General features: G+C 67.9%; 13 protein-coding genes. All 13 read left to right on the plus strand.

From position 1 onward, the window contains the following. Nucleotides 1–275: 275 nt before the first annotated feature. The 13 genes from pnuC (at nt 276) to AAFP30_RS11120 (ending at nt 17,053) form a co-directional block, all read left to right on the plus strand. A complete protein-coding gene (pnuC, locus tag AAFP30_RS11060; RefSeq protein ID WP_419229946.1) occupies nt 276–866 on the plus strand; it encodes a nicotinamide riboside transporter PnuC in 591 nt (196 codons plus the stop codon). Beyond that, complete coding sequence (locus AAFP30_RS11065; RefSeq protein ID WP_419229947.1) at nt 863–1,942, plus strand: AAA family ATPase; 1,080 nt, start codon at nt 863–865, stop codon at nt 1,940–1,942. Before pnuC ends, AAFP30_RS11065 begins: the two co-directional genes overlap by 4 nt. Further along, nucleotides 1,917–3,518, plus strand: a complete 1,602-nt coding sequence (locus AAFP30_RS11070; protein ID WP_419229948.1) for an ATPase — start codon at nt 1,917–1,919, stop codon at nt 3,516–3,518. Before AAFP30_RS11065 ends, AAFP30_RS11070 begins: the two co-directional genes overlap by 26 nt. Continuing rightward, a complete protein-coding gene (locus AAFP30_RS11075; RefSeq protein ID WP_419229949.1) occupies nt 3,515–4,186 on the plus strand; it encodes a hypothetical protein in 672 nt (223 codons plus the stop codon). Before AAFP30_RS11070 ends, AAFP30_RS11075 begins: the two co-directional genes overlap by 4 nt. Then, on the plus strand, nt 4,186–5,970 hold the full coding sequence (locus AAFP30_RS11080) for a hypothetical protein (RefSeq protein ID WP_419229950.1): 1,785 nt from the start codon (nt 4,186–4,188) through the stop codon (nt 5,968–5,970). Before AAFP30_RS11075 ends, AAFP30_RS11080 begins: the two co-directional genes overlap by 1 nt. After that, nucleotides 5,963–6,655, plus strand: a complete 693-nt coding sequence (locus AAFP30_RS11085) for a hypothetical protein (protein ID WP_419229951.1) — start codon at nt 5,963–5,965, stop codon at nt 6,653–6,655. The genes AAFP30_RS11080 and AAFP30_RS11085 overlap by 8 nt, the downstream gene beginning before the upstream one ends. A gap of 3 nt (nt 6,656–6,658) precedes the next feature. Further along, nucleotides 6,659–8,065: a CoF synthetase gene (locus tag AAFP30_RS11090; protein WP_419229952.1), complete on the plus strand. Its 1,407-nt coding sequence runs from the start codon at nt 6,659–6,661 to the stop codon at nt 8,063–8,065. Between the two features lie 4 nt (nt 8,066–8,069). Further along, nucleotides 8,070–9,551, plus strand: a complete 1,482-nt coding sequence (locus AAFP30_RS11095; RefSeq protein WP_419229953.1) for an amidase — start codon at nt 8,070–8,072, stop codon at nt 9,549–9,551. Nucleotides 9,552–9,605: 54 nt separating this feature from the next. Further along, nucleotides 9,606–11,264: an FAD-binding dehydrogenase gene (locus AAFP30_RS11100; RefSeq protein WP_419229954.1), complete on the plus strand. Its 1,659-nt coding sequence runs from the start codon at nt 9,606–9,608 to the stop codon at nt 11,262–11,264. 9 nt (nt 11,265–11,273) lie between these two features. Then, on the plus strand, nt 11,274–12,332 hold the full coding sequence (locus tag AAFP30_RS11105) for a Dyp-type peroxidase (RefSeq protein ID WP_419229955.1): 1,059 nt from the start codon (nt 11,274–11,276) through the stop codon (nt 12,330–12,332). A gap of 38 nt (nt 12,333–12,370) precedes the next feature. Continuing rightward, the gene (locus tag AAFP30_RS11110; RefSeq protein ID WP_419229956.1) at nt 12,371–13,180 is read left to right on the plus strand and encodes a family 1 encapsulin nanocompartment shell protein; all 810 of its coding nucleotides are present in this window, start codon (nt 12,371–12,373) and stop codon (nt 13,178–13,180) included. A 175-nt stretch (nt 13,181–13,355) separates the two neighbouring features. Continuing rightward, nucleotides 13,356–15,089 (plus strand): ABC transporter ATP-binding protein, encoded by a 1,734-nt coding sequence (locus AAFP30_RS11115; RefSeq protein ID WP_419229957.1) that lies wholly within the window; start codon nt 13,356–13,358, stop codon nt 15,087–15,089. Continuing rightward, nucleotides 15,086–17,053, plus strand: coding sequence for an ABC transporter ATP-binding protein (locus tag AAFP30_RS11120; protein WP_419229958.1), 1,968 nt, complete (start codon nt 15,086–15,088; stop codon nt 17,051–17,053). Before AAFP30_RS11115 ends, AAFP30_RS11120 begins: the two co-directional genes overlap by 4 nt. Nucleotides 17,054–17,070: the final 17 nt, after the last annotated feature.

The following is a 17,070-nucleotide window of genomic DNA, read 5'->3' on the forward strand; positions in this document are numbered from 1 at the left end:
CACTGGGCACTTACGGGAGTCTATGGGTCAAACGTCCCGTGGGTTGCCGTCGTGAGGCAGTGTAACGGCACGATAACGCTGCGGCAAAGCCGACGGCGTTGCCGGTGACCGGCAACGATGTCGGGTTCGCCGGATCAGCTCTGCATTGAACTGCGCGTTCCGCACTATCCACGGTGACGCAACCCCACCCATTCAATGGACGGACATCTGCCGCTACCGGACCGTTATCGGATTGCTCACCGAACCGCGACCACCGATCGCCGTAGACTCCCGCTGTGCTGTCGTGGTGGGCCGATCACTGGGGTGAGGTCGTCGGGTTCGTCACCGGTTTCGCCTGCGTGCTGCTCGCCGCTCGGCGCAACATCCTCAACTTCCCGATCGGCATCGCCAACAACATCGTCTTCATTGTGTTGTTCGTCTCGACGGGCCTCTACGCCAATGCCACGCTCCAGGCGGTGTTCCTGGTCATCGGTGTTCACGGCTGGCTGAACTGGCATGCCGCACGGCTCGCTCCGACGTTCACGCTACGCACCCCGCGGCGCGCGGTTGTCCCCTTGGTGGTGGCAGCGGTCGCCATCGCCGCCATCATCTACGCATTGCTGCGCTGGCAGGGCGGCTCGGTGCAGCCGCTGGCCGACGCCACCACCACCGCCGTCAGCCTCACCGCGCAGTACATGCTCAATCGCCGCTGGCTCGAGAACTGGCTGGTGTGGATCGGCGTCGACATCGCCTACATCGGCCTGTACCTGGCGACCGGCCTGCCGATCGTCGCGTTGCTCTACGTCGTGTTCATCGGTCTGTGCGTGCAGGGCTTCCGCGGGTGGCGAGCCGACCTTCCCCGCACGTCCGAGGTCGGGGCATCGTGACCGCACCTCGGCAGTTCCGCCACGCTCTGGTCCTCGGCAAGTTCTATCCCCTGCACAGCGGCCATGATCACCTGATCCGATCGGCGGTCCGCGCTGCCGACTCCGTGACCGTCGAGGTCATCGGGTCGTCGGTGGAGTCGATTCCGGTGGCGACCCGCGCCGACTGGGTGCGCGCGGTGCATCCGACGGTCCGGGTGGCGAGCGCCGTCGACGACACTCCGGTCGACTTCGATTCACCGATCCTGTGGGACGCACACATGCGCACCATCACGGGGTTGCTCGACGCGCCCGTGGACGCGGTGTTCAGCAGCGACGAGTACGGCGCCGAACTCGCCCGACGACTCGACGCGACCTGGGTGCAGATCGATCCCGGCCGCCGCGTCAACCCGGTCTCCGGCACCGCGGTGCGTGCCGACCTGGCCGGTCACTGGGCGGAGCTCGCCGCTCCCGTCCGCGCCACGCTGGCCCCGCGGGTGGTGGTCGTCGGCGCCGAATCCACCGGCACCACCACCCTCGCTCAGGCGATGGCCGAGCGGCGCGGCACCGTGTGGGTGCCCGAATACGGGCGCGAGTACACCATCATCCGACCGGGCGGTCCCACCGCGCCCTGGCGCTCCGACGAGTTCGACCTGATCGTCGACCGACAGCTGCACGCCGAACACGAAGCCGCCCACCGCGCACCCATCCCCTTGGTCATCTGCGACACCGACGTCGCCGCAACCGCCCTCTGGCACGAGCGGTACGTCGGAACCCGTTCGCCCACGGTCGAAGCGGCCGCCGCCGCGCACCGGCCGGCGCTCTACCTCCTCACCGGCGACGAGATCGCGTTCGTCCAGGACGGCCTGCGCGACGGCGAGCACATCCAACACGACATGCAGCAACGGTTCCGCGAGTTCCTGGCCGCCGGCACCACGCCGTGGCTCGAGGTACGCGGCAGCGTCGCCGAGCGCGTCGCCGCGGCCGACCGAATGATCGACGTGGTGCTTGAGGACGCACTGCGTTTCGAATTACCGTTGGAACAACGAGAATCGAGGAGCGGGGGAATGCGGCATGGCACACGAGCGCGGCGCCGCTGACCGCTGGCAGGAGATCTCCGCCTCGCCCACGGTCCCCCGCCATATCGGTCCCACCGACCGGTTGACCGCCGACGACCTGTTCGCCGAACCCGTGCCTCAGCCCGACGATCTCGACGAGAAGCTGCGGCGCACCTATTTCTGGCTGGTCAACCGTGCGGTGATCTCGCCGTACTACGACATCGAATTCGACGCCGAGGGCACGGCGGCCACCACCTTCCCGATCGGCGACGCCGGCGCACAGCTCACTCTGCCCACCGCACAGTCGTATTCGTCGGCCGTCCTGCTGCCGCTGCTGACGTTCGCGGTCGGCGGCACGTGCCTGCTGATCGGCGGACCCGGGCGCGGCAAGACCACGGTCGCGGTGCTGATGGGCGTGCTGGCCGGCGGCTCCGCCGAGGATGTGCGCCGCGGCGTGCAGCAGGGCCAACCGCAACTGACCATCAGCGATCTCGTCGGTCTCCCCCTGCCGCGGGATCTGGTGAACGCGTCGAGTCTCGCCGAGATCAGCATCGCCTGGCGCGGCTGGCTCACCCGGCCGGTCAAGATCGTCGACGAGTACAACCGCATCCCCACCAAGACCCAGTCCGCGCTGCTCACCATGGTGGCCGAGGGATATGTCGAATCACACGACCAAATGCTCTATACCGCACCAAGTTCCGGAGTGGAGAGCTGGTTCTTCACCGCCAACGACGACGCCGGCGGCGGCACCTTTCCGGTGATCGCGGCGCTGCGCGACCGGATGGATGTCACCGTCGGGGCGTTACCGTTCAACAGTCGATTCCTCGGTGAACTCATCGCGCGGGTCGAAGCCGCCGAGACACCCGAACAGCATGTGCCACCTCAACTCGTGTTCACATCCGACGAGCAGCAGCGTCTGCGCGCCACGATCCTGGCCGTGCCGTTCCCCGACGACGTCCGGCGCCGGCTCGAATTCTTTGTCAGCCATTTCGAATTCGTGCAGCACGGCGGACGGCGCTTCGAGTACCGCACCAAAGACACCGTCGCCACCGGCGGCGGTCGGGTATCGGAGATCATCGACGCCAACACCGGCGCGGACCTCGAAAGTGACCTCGGCGCACAGACTCTCAACGGCCTGTCGGTGCGTGCCCTCACGTCCCTGATCACCTACGCCAAGGCGATCGCCCACTTCCGGGGCGGCACCTCGGTCACTCTTGCCGACCTCTCGGCGATCCTCCCGTTCGTATTGCGCGGCAAGCTGATGCCCAATCACCGCCACCCACGCTTCGACCGGGCCGGCGACATCGAGCTGACCGTCGACCACACCAGTTGGCTCGCCGACCTTTTCGCCACGTCGAATCGCGAGTTCGACACACTCGGACTCGGCGACGGGGATCCGGTGGCCGAGCTCATCGACCGACTCGACACCGGGCTCGACGGCCTCACCGCACTCGAGGTCACCCGCCGAATCACCGAGATCCAGGTGCAGATCAACGACATCTCCCGCACCCAGAAGGCCTACGGCCGCAACTTCGACGACCTGCTCACACTGAAGTATCTGCACCAGCGCTACACCAACTATCTGCAGTGGCTCACCGATGTCGGATCGAATCCGTGACCCGCACCGCGTTTTTCACCACCCGGCCGGCGGTCGACCCGCTCGCGCCCATCGACCTGCCGGCGACCGACACGATTCACAGATCGGTGCGGAATATCGCGGCCTGGGGCGGCGACACCGCCCGCTATCGGGCCAGTCTCACGACCGGGATGCGCGCCGCCGACCTCCACCGGACGCCGGTTGATCTCCCCGACCTCGCCGCTGTCGCCGCATGGCGATCCGGGGTGCCGCAGATCCGCGAGGACGCGCTACCGCGAATCCACCGCTGCTACACCGACAATCCGCAGTGCGCCCCCGTGTTCGCGGCCGCGCTGGACATACCGGCCACCGCCCTGCCGACGTTCCTGAACAAGCAGCAGACGGATCGCTTCGGCTGGATCGAATCGCTCCCGGTGATCGCCGCGATCGGCGGATTCCGTGGCGTCGGCGGTCGATTCGCCGCTCCGCCAACCGCGCTCACCGTCGATGGAGAGTCGCTGTGCGCACGCACCGGCGACGAATACTGGCAGATCCGGGCCGACATCTTCGGCGCCACCCTGGCCCGGTGCGCCGAGCCAGGGGCCGCGAACTGGTCGTCGTCGTGCACCCTCGGCCCCACCGCGACGGCCCAGGTCTTCGGCACGTCCTATCTGATCTGGCTGCGCACCGTGCCCGGCGGTGCCTCGTGATGACTGATGCCGTCGCCGATCCCTGGCGAAAAGCCCTGCGCCTGTGGAACGTGGCATTGCATCCACCCGAGATCCGCAATGGCTCGGCCGCCCGCATCGGCAGCTTCGCCTGGTTCTCTTTCCCGCCGACGGTCCACATCGACTTCGACGACCTGCACGCCGAGGGGCTGGCCGATCACCTCGACACCGTCTTCGCCCACGAGATCGGCCATCACGTCCTGGCACCGAGCACCCGCATCGCGTCGTTGAAGATCACCCATCTCATGGGGCGGGGACTGAGCGCGTCGGGTCTGGCGCCGGCCCGCCTGCCGGCCACTGCCGCCCTCACCGCCAACCTCTGGTGCGACATCCTCATCAACAACAGAATCGTGTCACTCCAACGTGATTCGGAGAATCCGGGCATGATCGCAATGTGGCGCATCCTGTATCGCCCGGACGGCCCCCGCACACCGGACCCGCTGTTCTGGGTGATCCTGCGCGCCTACGAGATCCTGTGGTCACTGCCGGCCGGCGACCTCTGCCCGGTTGCGCCGCCGGAATCGGCCGGGGCACAGTCCGACTCCGGGGAACCGGACGCACCGTCGGATGCACCACGCACCGCGGCCCAGTTAACTGCCCAGTTGGCCCGACTCACCGTCCGGCACCCGGTTGCCGACGCCCAACTCCTGGCCGCACTGGCCCGCTCCTACGCGACCGATCCGATCGGGGGCGCCCTCCCGTGCGCGATGCTGCTGAGTCCCTACCTCATCGACGACCCTTCCGTTGACCCGGCCGGCCCGGGCGGTGGGTTCTGCGACGGCACTCCCGACATCGTCCCGACCGCAAGCGAATTGGACGAGATCATGGGCGATCGGCGACTGTCAGCTCCGCCGGTGCACCCCGGGGTGAACGGCTCGAAGGCGACCACATCGTCCGGTCGGACCGGCGGGCAGTCCTACGGTCTCGCCGACACCTTGGCGCTGTATGCCGGCGCTCCCCGCGACGCGGTCTTGTCCGCCTGGTATCAGAGCCGGGCCCGGCCATGGGTCCGCCCACTGTGTGAGTCGACCCCGACAACCGAACGCGCCCAGTCCATTCCGGGTCCGACCGAACTGTGGGAGGTCGGCGATGACCTCGCCGAACTCGACTGGCCCGCGTCACTGGGCCTTGCGCCGTCGATGATCCCGGGCGTGACCACCCGTCGCCGCGCGGAGTTACCCGACGACCCGGACCGCGAGTACCACGAGGTGGAACTCGACCTCTACGTGGACTCGTCGGGGTCGATGCCGCATCCGGAGCAGGAATCGCCACCGATCCTGGCGGGCACCATCCTCGCGCTGTCGGTCCTCGCCGCCGGTGGACATGTGCGTGTCACGTCCTTCGCCGGACCGCGGCAGGTCGGCGGGACAACCGATTTCACCCGCAACCGCGCGGAGGTGATGGCCGCCCTGCTCACCTTTTTCGGTGGGGGCACCACCTTCCCGCTCGATCTCCTCGACCAACGATACCGACCGCGGGCTCTGACGCGCGGCAGCACTCATCTCATCGTGCTGTCCGACGACGGTCTGGCGTCGATGTTCGGCGCCGGCCAAGACGTGTACGCCGTTGTGGCGGCTCGCATTCGGCCGCTGCTGGCGTCGGCTGCCCTGATCCTGATCGCGACGCCGGGTGGCGTCGACGCGGCAGCACGACAGGCCGGCTACGACGTCGCCCACGTCCCGACCGTCGACGAGGTACCGGACGTCTGCGCCGGTATCGCCCAGACGATCACCAATGGCCCAGCACGAGATGACCGCCATGACTGACGAACCCGACGCCACGACGCAGACTCCGAATGACCCGGACGCCGAATCCCTGCTCGCACTCTGGGCCGCCGGACGATACGACACGGAGGCGGCGTGGGCCGAGGCCGCCCGCGACGACGCCCACATCATTGGACCGAGCGCCGACGAACTGACCGCCCGCCTGTCCACGGTGCCCGGCTGGTTTCTCACCGATCCGATCTCGGTCACCGCGCTCGCCGGAGATGTCCTGGGCGACACCGCCGTCCATCGCGCAACCGTGGACGTCGCCCGCACCATCGACATCCGGGGCACCGAGCGCGCCCGCACCGTCGCCGGTCTGGCCCTCTGGCTGTGGGCATCGGAAGATGTGGTGGGCCCCTACCATCGGCCGTTGCGCCGGGACCGCTGCGCACCGGCGTTGGCCGCGTTCGCTTTTCGACTCGCCGCGACCGTCACACCGCTCGACCTCATCGGCATCGCCGAGCGCCGGGAGGAGGCAGCACGCACCCTGCTGCTGTGGTCCGGGCAGCGACCGGCCGGCGAATCCACAGACACCGCACGCTCACTGCTCGACGCACGGGACTCATTGACCCGCAACGCCCAATTGTCCGCGGCACTGGCCGACCACGAGCACCGGCTGGCCGTCGCGCGGGAACTCGAGGCCGCGCGCGCCCGTGAGGCCGCCGCTCGCCCGGGACCGGAATAGACGATGCCGCACACCACCCCGACCACCCACCCGGCACCCGATGACCTGGACGGAGTCCTGGCCATCGGCGAGTATCGGCCCGGCTCGGCGGCGGTACTCACCGACGCCGAACGGTGGCCCACACTCACCGCCGACGGTCGGGCGCGCCTGCAGGCACTCCGCACCCATCCGCATGCCCCGCGGTGGTCGCACGAGACCGGAGACCGGCTCACCGCCGACGCCGTCGCGCGCGTCGTCGCCGAATCCATTCCGCCACAGACAGATTGGCTCGATGCGCACCTGAACACCGCCCGGCTCCTGCCCGCCTACCGTGGCCGACGGGACCGACTGTATCGGCTCGCGGATTTCCCGACCCTCACCCGCGACAACCTACTCGCCGACATCGCCGCCTACGTGCCCTACGACGCGGACCTGACCCAGCTTCTGCACGGCACCAGTTCCGGTTCCACCGGCCACGCCCTGGCCATCCCCGACGACATCGAGGACACCGCCCGCACGTTCTGGTTCATGGTGCGCCTGGCGCGCAACCTCGGCGTGGACTGGCGACCCGATCCGACCCGGATGGCCCTCGCGCACATCGTCGCCCAGCGGCAGGCCTTCACCTACGCCTCGATTCTCAGCGCCTTCGACCAGATGACCATGGCGCGCCTGAACCTCGACCCGCGCTCCTGGCCGGAGCGTGACTCCTTCCTGCTCGACCAGCAACCCCAGGTGTTCAGCGGTACCCCGGCCGCACTCGAAACGCTGCTGGCACCGCGGTTACGCGCGGTTCTGCAGCCACTCGCGCTCTTCTCCTCCGCCACCGATCTCGCACCTGCGTTGCGCCGCGACCTCGAGACCACCTACCGCGTCCCGGTGATCGACATCTACTCGCTGCACGAGACCCGACCGATCGCCTTCCGCGCCGACGATGGCCCGTTCCGCGTGGTCGACCGGCGGGTACTGGTGGAGATCCGCACCGACGACGGTCAGTTGACCACCACACCCGGCGCCGTCGGCGAGATCGTGGTGACCGCCGGGGAGAACCCGCTGCTGCCGCTGGCCCGCTACCGCACCGGCGACTTCGGCCGACTCATCGAGGTCGACGGCCGACCCGCCCTCACCGACCTCCACGGACGCGCCGATGTCCGGTTCCGCTCGGCCACCGGCACCGAGGTGCCGTGCGTCGACCTCACCCAGCAACTACAACGTTGCGGCGCCCGCGGCTGGACGGTGCACCAGCACCCCGACGGGTCGGTGACCGCAGTTCTCGCCGGCGGTGATCGTCTCCTTGCCGAGCGGGCGCTGAGCGCGCTGCTGAGACAATCGGTGCAGGTCAGCCTGGTTGACTCGATCACCGACCTCGGGCCGGGCAAACCGCGCCGTTATCGCAGCGACGCCTCCCAAGACCCTTACCGACCACTACGCTGACCGGATGAACCTCGACGAGTACCGCACACTCGATGCCACCGCCCTGGCCGCACTGGTCGCCGCCCGCGAGGTGACCCCCGAGGAGCTGTTGGACTTGGCCCGACAGCGCGCCGACGCCGTCAATCCTGCCCTCAATGCCATCGTGATGCGCCTCGACGGCGCGGCCATCGATCAGGTCGCGCGCGGCGTCGACGGACCGCTGGCGGGGGTGCCGTTCCTGATCAAGGATCTGGCACAGGAGTACCAGGGCTATCCGACGTCGTCCGGATCGAAGGCGCTCGCCCGCGACGTCGCCAAGCAGCACTCGAACGTCGTGCAACGTTTCCTCGACGCCGGCCTGGTGATCTTCGGCAAGACCAACACCCCGGAGTTCGGCGCGAAAGGCGTGACCGAGTCCGAGTATTGGGGTCCGGCGCACAACCCCTGGCACACCGACCACACCCCGGGCGGCTCGTCGGGTGGGTCGGGTGCCGCGGTCGCCGCGGGGATCGTGCCGGTGGCCGGCGCCAACGACGGCGGCGGATCGATCCGGATTCCGGCCGCCTGCAACGGTTTGGTCGGCCTCAAACCCTCGCGCGGACTGTCCCCGTTCGGCTCGGCACTCGGCGAGGTCATGTTCGGGATGGCCGTGCAGGGCGCGGTGACCCGCACCGTGCGCGACGCCGCCGCCGTCTACGACGCGATCTACGGTCCGACGGCGTCGTCGGTCTACCCGACACCGAGCGCCACGACGCCGTTCACCGAGCAGATCACGACGCCGCCCACCAAACTGCGGATCGGCTACTCCACGGCGTCGGCGATCAACCCGTCCCCGGATCGCGAGGCGATCGCGGCGGTCGAGCATGCGGCACAACTGCTCACCGAACTCGGTCATCACGTCGAGGAGGTCACCCCGCCCTACGACGACGCCGCGCTGGCCAAGGATTTCCTCACCGTCTGGTTCGCATGGGTCGCCCACGAGATCGACGACGCGAAAGCCCTCGGCGCCAGTGACTCCGACTTCGAGGCCGACACCCTGGCCATGGGTGAACTCGGCCGGTCCGCCGGCGTCGTGCCCGCCTTCCGCGCCCTGAGCCACGTCAACGACTACGTGTTGTCGCTGGAATCCTTCCATCGGGACCACGACTATTTCCTCACGCCGACCCTCGCGACGCCGCCGCTACGCATCGGCGCCACCACCACTTCGCCGCTGCTGCAACGCGCCTCCCGAGTGATCGCGAAGGCGCATGCCGGAAACCTGCTGGCCCGCACCGGAATCCTCGACGACCTGATCGAGCAGAGTCTGGGCTGGGTGCCCTACACCCAACTCGCGAACCTCACCGGACGCCCGGCGATCAGCGTGCCGCTGCATTGGACCGCCACCGGTCTGCCGTTGGGTGTGCAGTTCGTCGGCCGCCTGGGCTCCGACGGGGATCTGCTCGCGCTTGCCGCCCAACTCGAGCAGGCCGCCCCGTGGGTGCAGCGCTACGCCGACATATCGCTCTGACTCCCAACTGAGACCGACTAGTCTCAACGTCAACCGACCCACGAGGAGGGGCTCATGAGTCAGCAGCAGGCCGACGCGGTGGTCGTCGGATCGGGACTGGCCGGACTGGTCGCCACCTACGAATTGACCCGCGCCGGACGCAAGGTCATCGTCGTCGATCAAGAGAACCGCAACAACCTCGGCGGGCAGGCATTCTGGTCGCTCGGCGGGCTCTTCCTGGTCGACACTCCTGAGCAACGCCGTCTGGGCATCAAGGACTCCGCCGAACTCGCCCTGCAGGACTGGATGGGTTCGGCCGGGTTCGATCGCGACGACGAGGACTTCTGGCCTAGGCAGTGGGCGCGCGCCTACGTCGACTTCGCCTCGACGATCAAGCGCGAGTACCTGCACGACCTCGGTCTGCGCATCACCCCGATCGTCGGATGGGCCGAACGCGGCGGCGGATTCGCCGACGGCCACGGCAATTCGGTGCCCCGCTTCCACCTCACCTGGGGTACCGGGCCCGAGGTGGTACGCGTCTTCGCCGAACCTGTGCTCGAGGCGGAGAAACGTGGCCTCGTCGAGTTCCGCTTCCGGCATCGGGTCGACGAGATCCTCGTCGAGGACGGCGCCGCCGTCGGTGTGCGCGGCGCAACGTTGGCCGCCACCGACCTCGATCGTGGACTGGCGTCGTCGCGAGATATTGTGGGCGACTTCGAGATCCGGGCGGGTGCGGTCGTGGTCACCACCGGCGGTATCGGCCACAACCACGACCTCATCCGAGCGAACTGGCCCACCGAACGCCTCGGCGCCGCACCCACGACGATGATCTCGGGTGTCCCCGACTACGTCGACGGCCGGATGCTGGGGATCGCGGAGGACGCCGGTGCCAGCTTGGTCAACCGAGATCGTATGTGGCACTACACCGAAGGCATCCACAATTGGGATCCGATCTGGTCCGACCACGCCATCCGGATCATCCCCGGCCCGTCGTCGTTGTGGCTCGATGCCAACGGAAACCGTTTGGCCCCGCCGAATTTTCCGGGCTTCGACACGAACTCGACCATGCGAGAGATCCTGTCGACCGGCTACGACTATTCGTGGTTCATCCTGACGCAGTCGATCATCGAGAAGGAGTTCGCACTGTCAGGATCGGAGCAGAATCCCGACATCACCAACAAGGACCTGAGGTTCGCGGCCAAGAGCCGCCTGGCCAAAGGCATCCCCGGACCGGTGAAGGCGTTCACCGAGCATGGGGTGGACTTCGTCGTCCGCGACAATCTGCCCGAGTTGGTGGCCGGCATGAACGAGATCGCGCGCGGCCCGAAGCTCGATCTGCAGCACATCGAGCGGGTGATCTCCGCGCGTGACGCCCAGATCGACAACAAGTTCTCCAAGGACGCGCAACTGATGGCCATCAGCAACGCCCGACAATATCTGGGCGACAAGGTGGCTCGCGTCGCCAAACCGCACCGCCTCCTCGACCCGGAGTACGGCCCACTCATCGCCGTCCGGCTCAACATCCTGACCCGAAAGACGTTGGGCGGGTTGGAGACCAACCTGGACTCTCAGGTCATGCGGCCCGACGGCACCGCCTTCGACGGGCTGTTCGCCGCGGGTGAGGTGGCCGGTTTCGGCGGCGGCGGGGTGCACGGCTACAACGCACTGGAGGGCACGTTCCTCGGTGGGTGCATCTTCTCCGGGCGTGCCGCGGGCCGGGCGGTGGCCCGCTAGGGTGATGGGGTGCCGGTGCCGCAGACAATCCTCACGCGCAAGACGAAGACGGCCATTTTCCTTGTCCTCACCATGAACGATGGCGGCGAGAACACCGTCCGCGACCTGCTCGCCGACCTCCCGTCACTGACCCGCGCGGTCGGCTCCCGCGCCCCCGAGGCGGCGTTGGCCGGCATTGTGTCCATCGGTTCGCAGGCATGGGATCGGCTGTTCGACGGTCCCCGCCCACGGTCCTTGCGGCCGTTCGTGGAGTACGCCGGTGACGTGCACATCGCCCCTGCCACCCCCGGCGACCTGCTGCTGCACATCAAGGCCGACCAGCTCGACTTGTGTTACGAAGTGGGCCGCCTGGCGATGACGGCCCTCGGCGACGCGGTCACCGTCGTCGACGAGGTCCACGGCTTCCGGTACTTCGACCTGCGCGACCTCATCGGCTTCGTCGACGGCACCGAGAATCCCGTCGGCCAGGCCGCCATCGACGCCATCACCGTCGGCCCCGAGGACCCGGCGTTCGCCGGCGGCAGTTACGTCGCCATCCAGCGCTACGTCACCGACTTCGACGCCTGGAACTCGTTGACCGTGCAGGACCAGGAAGCGGCGATCGGCCGCACCAAGACCGACAACGTGGAGATGTCCGACGACATCAAACCGACGAACTCGCACATCGCGCTCAACGTCGTCGAGGATGCCGACGGCAACGAGATCGACGTCGTCCGCGACAACATGCCCTACGGCGACGTGTCCGGTTCCGGCGATCGCGGCACCTTCTACATCGCGTACTCGGCGGGCCCGGACGTCACCGAGGAGATGCTGCGCAAGATGTTCATCGGTGATCCGCCCGGCAACTACGACCGGCTGCTGGACTTCACCACCGCGGTCAGTGGCGCCCAGTTCTTCACCCCGACCGTCGATTTCCTCGACGATCTGCCCCCGGCACCGGAATCCGACGACGACGACGCGGCCGAACCCGACGTCGAATCCACCGCGGAACCCGTCGACGAGGCGGACCCGCCCGCACCGACCACCCATTCATCCGACGGCTCTCTGGGCATCGGATCGCTGCACTGAATGTCCATCCCGTATCGGCCCGCCCCGAGGAGGAGCCAATGAACAACCTGCACCGCGAACTCGCCCCCATCTCCGACGCCGCCTGGGCGGAGATCGAGGAGGAGGCCACGCGCTCGTTCAAACGCAACAGCGCTGCCCGACGCCTCGTCGACGTGGAGGGCCCGCTGGGCTCCGATGTCGCGACCGTGGCGACCGGGCACCGCGCGAAGATCGATGCGCCGGACAACGGCATCGTCGCGCACACCCGCCTCGCGCAGCCGCTGATCGACTTCAAGATCCCGTTCACGCTCAGCCGTGAGGCCATCGACGACGTCGACCGCGGCGCCAAGGACTCCGACTGGGATCCCGTCCGCGATGCTGCCGCCGAACTGGCACTCGCCGAGGACAAAGCCATCTTCGAGGGCTACCCCGCCGGCGGCATCCCGGGCATCCGCGCCCAGGCCTCGACAACCCCGCTCGCGCTACCCGCCGACGTCCGCGACTACCCCGAGGCCATCACGCAGGCGACCACCGCGCTGCGCCTGGAATCGGTCGACGGCCCGTACTCGCTCGCCGTGTCCGCCGACGTCTACCGGCTGATCAACGAGACGTCGAATCACGGTGTCCCGATCCGCGACCACCTGCAGCGGCTGCTGGTCGACGGGGGCAAGGTGGTGTGGGCGCCCGCGATCTCCGGCGCGTTCCTGCTCAGCACCCGTGGTGGCGACTTCGAGATGACCATCGGCCAGGACGTCGCCATCGGCTACGACTCGCACGACGCCGAGACGGTGACGCTCTACTTCCAGGAAAGCTTCACGTACCTGACCTACACCCCGGAGGCCGTGGTTCCGTTCACCTTCGCCGGCTGACCGACCCCGCCGGTTGAGCGCGACGAGCGAGCGCAGCGAGCGTTCACCCAACCGCTCCTTGAGCAGCCCGCGAGCGCCAGCGAGCGAGCGTGTCGAAAGGACCCCCGCACCCGATCGGGAAACCCTGTCGCGGTCTGTCGGCAACTGTTGCTAGCGTCAACCGAGTGAGCACCCCATGCTGACCCGATTGATCCGCAGCTACCTGTCCCGCTACCGCTCGAACATGGTGGCGGTCGTCGCGCTGCAACTCGTGGCGACGGGCGCGATGCTGTATCTGCCGACGCTCAACGCCGACATCATCGACAACGGCGTGTCCCGCGGCGACACCGACTACATCCTGCGGATCGGCGGCTGGATGCTGCTGGTCGCCTTCGTTCAGGTCATCTGCACCGTCAGCGGTCAGTGGTTCGGTTCGCGTGCGGCGCTCGGCGCCGGCCGCGACATCCGGCACGACCTGCTGCATCGCGTCAACTCGTTCTCCGCCCGGGAGATCGGCACGTTCGGTGCGCCGTCGCTGATCACCCGCACCACCAACGACGTGCAGCAGGTGCAGCTGTTGATCGTGATGAGCACCGCGATCCTGGTGATGGCGCCGATCATGTGCGTCGGCGGTGTCATCATGGGCGTCCATGTGGCACCCGGGCTGGCATGGGTGCTCGTGGTCGCGGTGCCAGTCCTCGGGATCACCATGGCGCTGATCATCCGGCGCATGATCCCCGGTTTCCGGGCCATGCAGGAACGCCTGGACACCGTGAACCGGATTCTGCGCGAACAGATCACCGGTATCCGCGTGGTGCGCGCCTTCGTCCGCGAACGCTACGAGACACAGCGATTCGCGGTCGGCAACGACCAGCTCGCCGACGCCAGCCTGCGCGTCGGCCGGATGATGGCCCTGATGTTCCCCGTGGTCATGCTCATCACCAACGTCACCATCGTCGCGATCATCTGGTTCGGCGGCCACAAGGTCTCCGACGGTTCCATCGAGATCGGTGCGCTGACCGCGATGATCACCTACGTCATGCAGATCATGATGTCGGTGATGATGGCGTCGTTCCTGGCGATGATGGCGCCGCGCGCCGCGGTGTGCGCGGAGCGGATCAGCGAGGTCCTCGACACCGAGACGTCGGTCCGGCCACCCGCCGAACCCGTCGGGTTCGCCGGGGATCCGGCCACCGTCGAGTTCCGGGACGCGGAGTTCCGCTACCCCGGCGCCGACAGTCCGGTGTTGTGCGACATCACCTTCGCCGTACAGCCCGGCACCACCACCGCGATCGTCGGCTCGACCGGCTCGGGCAAGACCACGCTGGTCGGTCTCGTCCCCCGGCTGATCGACACCACCGCCGGGGAAGTCCTGGTCGGCGGCACCGACGTCCGCCGGGTCGATCCGGAGCGGCTGCGGTCGGTGATCGGCCTTGTCCCGCAACGCCCCTACCTGTTCTCCGGCACCATCGCCTCCAATCTGCGGCACGGCAAACCCGATGCCACCGACGACGAGATCTGGGAGGCGTTGCGTATCGCGCAGGCCGCCGATTTCGTGCAGGCCATGCCCGAGGGACTCGACACCCCGATCGCCCAGGGCGGCACCACGGTCTCCGGTGGCCAGCGGCAGCGTCTCGCGATCGCCCGAGCCCTCATCCGTCGACCGGCCGTCTACCTGTTCGACGACGCGTTCTCCGCGCTCGACCTCACCACCGACGCCCGACTGCGGGCCGCGCTCAAACCTGCCACCGCGTCGTCGTCGGTGATCATCGTGGCGCAACGCATCTCGACGATCCTCGACGCCGACCAGATCGTGGTCCTCGACCGCGGACGCATCGTCGGTCTCGGCCGGCACGACGACCTGCTCGCCACGTGCCCGACCTACGCGGAGATCGCCGAATCCCAGATGTCCATTCAGGAGCGGGCATGACACGGCCAGGCGGACCCGGCGCACCCCGACCGGGCGGACCGATGGGCGGCGGCCCGGTGGAGAAGGCGCGCTCGTTCGGGCCGTCGCTGAAACGCCTGATGCACCTGCTGCTCTCCTACCGCGGCTTCATGGCGGTCATCCTGACGTCCACCGTGGCGTCGGTGATCCTGACCGCGATCGCACCGCGGGTGCTCGGGCACGCCACCGACCTCATCTTCAACGGTGTCGTCGGCCGCGAGTTGCCTGCGGGCATCACCAAGCAGCAAGCCGTCGACGGTCTGCGCGCCCAGGGCCAGGACACGTTGGCCGACATGGTGAATTCCATGGATCTGACGCCGGGCGTCGGCATCGACTTCAGCGAGGTCGGCCGAGTCCTGCTGATCGTGCTGGCGCTCTACGTGTGTTCGTCGCTGTTGTCGTGGATCGGCGCGTACCTGCTCAACATCGTGGTCGTCGGGACCATCCGCCGACTGCGCGCCGACGTCGAGGCCAAGGTGCACCGACTCCCGTTGCGCTACTACGACACCATCCCGCGCGGTGAACTGCTCAGCCGCGTCACCAACGACCTCGACAACCTGTCGCAGAGCCTGCAGCAGACCATCTCGCAGTTCCTCAACTCGGTACTCACCGTGATCGCGCTGCTGATCATGATGATCTGGATCTCGCCGCTACTCGCCATCATCGCGATCGTGACCATTCCACTGGCCGGTGTCGCGACCGCGATGATCGCGCGACAATCCAAGCCGCACTTCCTCAATCAGTGGGCCTCCACCGGCAAGCTGAACGCACAGGTGGAGGAGGCGTTCACCGGCCACGAGTTGGTGAAGGCATTCGGTCGTCAGCGCCAGGTCGAGGACGAGTTCGACGAACGCAACGGAAAGCTCTACGAGTCGAGTTGGCGTGCCCAGTTCATCTCCGGCGTCATCATGCCGACGATCATGTTCCTCGGGAACCTGAACTACGTGGCGGTCGCCGTCGTCGGCGGCCTGCGGGTCGCCTCGGGTTCGCTGAGTCTCGGTGAGGTGCAGGCGTTCATCCAGTACTCACGGCAGTTCACCCAGCCGCTCACGCAGATCGGCTCGATGTTCAATCTGATGCAGAGTGGTGTCGCCTCGGCCGAGCGGATCTTCGACATCCTCGACGCCGACGAGGAGACCCCCGACCCCGTCGCGCCGGAGAGGCCGACGGCCGATCACGGACTGATCGAGTTCGACGACGTCTCCTTCCGCTACGTCGACGACAAGCCGCTCATCGAAAACCTCTCGCTGGTGGCCGAACCCGGCCACATGGTCGCCATCGTCGGGCCCACCGGCGCCGGCAAGACCACGCTGGTCAACCTGATCATGCGTTTCTACGACGTCGATTCCGGCACCATCCGCGTCGACGGCGTCGAGTCGCGCCGCATGACCCGCGACGACCTGCGCGAGCGCACCGGCATGGTGCTGCAGGATTCATGGCTGTTCGGCGGCACCATCTACGACAACATCGCCTACGGCGATCCGACCGCGTCGGCCGACGAAGTGATGGAGGCGGCCGAACTCAGCCACGTCGACCACTTCGTCCGCGCCCTGCCGCACGGCTACGACACCGTGCTCGACGACGAAGGCGGCGGCGTGAGTGCCGGTGAGCGACAGCTCATCACGATCGCCCGCGCCTTCCTCGCCAAACCGACGATCCTGATCCTCGACGAGGCGACCAGCTCGGTGGACACCCGCACCGAACTACTGATCCAGCAGGCCATGGCCAACCTGCGCACCGACCGCACGAGTTTCGTGATCGCCCACCGCCTGTCGACCGTCCGCGACGCCGACGTCATCGTCGTCATGGAAGACGGGCACATCGTCGAGCAGGGCAACCACGACCAACTCCTCGCCGCCCAGGGTGCCTACTGCCGCCTCTACAACTCCCAATTCGCCGGCCCCATCGACGCCGATCTCGACCCCCAAGCCACCCCCACCCCCTGAGCCCCTCGATTATTGAG

It is taken from the genome of Gordonia sp. CPCC 205515 (assembly GCF_048537925.1).
In the GTDB taxonomy this organism is placed as follows: Bacteria; Actinomycetota; Actinomycetes; order Mycobacteriales; family Mycobacteriaceae; genus Gordonia.

What these genes read in the sequence shown, in the direction of transcription:
- AAFP30_RS11100 (WP_419229954.1), top strand. Translation starts at nt 9,606, where the DNA reads ATGAGTCAGCAGCAGGCCGACGCGGTGGTCGTCGGATCGGGACTGGCC.
- AAFP30_RS11070 (WP_419229948.1), top strand. Translation starts at nt 1,917, where the DNA reads ATGGCACACGAGCGCGGCGCCGCTGACCGCTGGCAGGAGATCTCCGCC.
- AAFP30_RS11085 (WP_419229951.1), top strand. Translation starts at nt 5,963, where the DNA reads ATGACTGACGAACCCGACGCCACGACGCAGACTCCGAATGACCCGGAC.
- AAFP30_RS11095 (WP_419229953.1), top strand. Translation starts at nt 8,070, where the DNA reads ATGAACCTCGACGAGTACCGCACACTCGATGCCACCGCCCTGGCCGCA.
- AAFP30_RS11120 (WP_419229958.1), top strand. Translation starts at nt 15,086, where the DNA reads ATGACACGGCCAGGCGGACCCGGCGCACCCCGACCGGGCGGACCGATG.
- AAFP30_RS11110 (WP_419229956.1), top strand. Translation starts at nt 12,371, where the DNA reads ATGAACAACCTGCACCGCGAACTCGCCCCCATCTCCGACGCCGCCTGG.
- AAFP30_RS11115 (WP_419229957.1), top strand. Translation starts at nt 13,356, where the DNA reads ATGCTGACCCGATTGATCCGCAGCTACCTGTCCCGCTACCGCTCGAAC.
- AAFP30_RS11080 (WP_419229950.1), top strand. Translation starts at nt 4,186, where the DNA reads ATGACTGATGCCGTCGCCGATCCCTGGCGAAAAGCCCTGCGCCTGTGG.
- AAFP30_RS11090 (WP_419229952.1), top strand. Translation starts at nt 6,659, where the DNA reads ATGCCGCACACCACCCCGACCACCCACCCGGCACCCGATGACCTGGAC.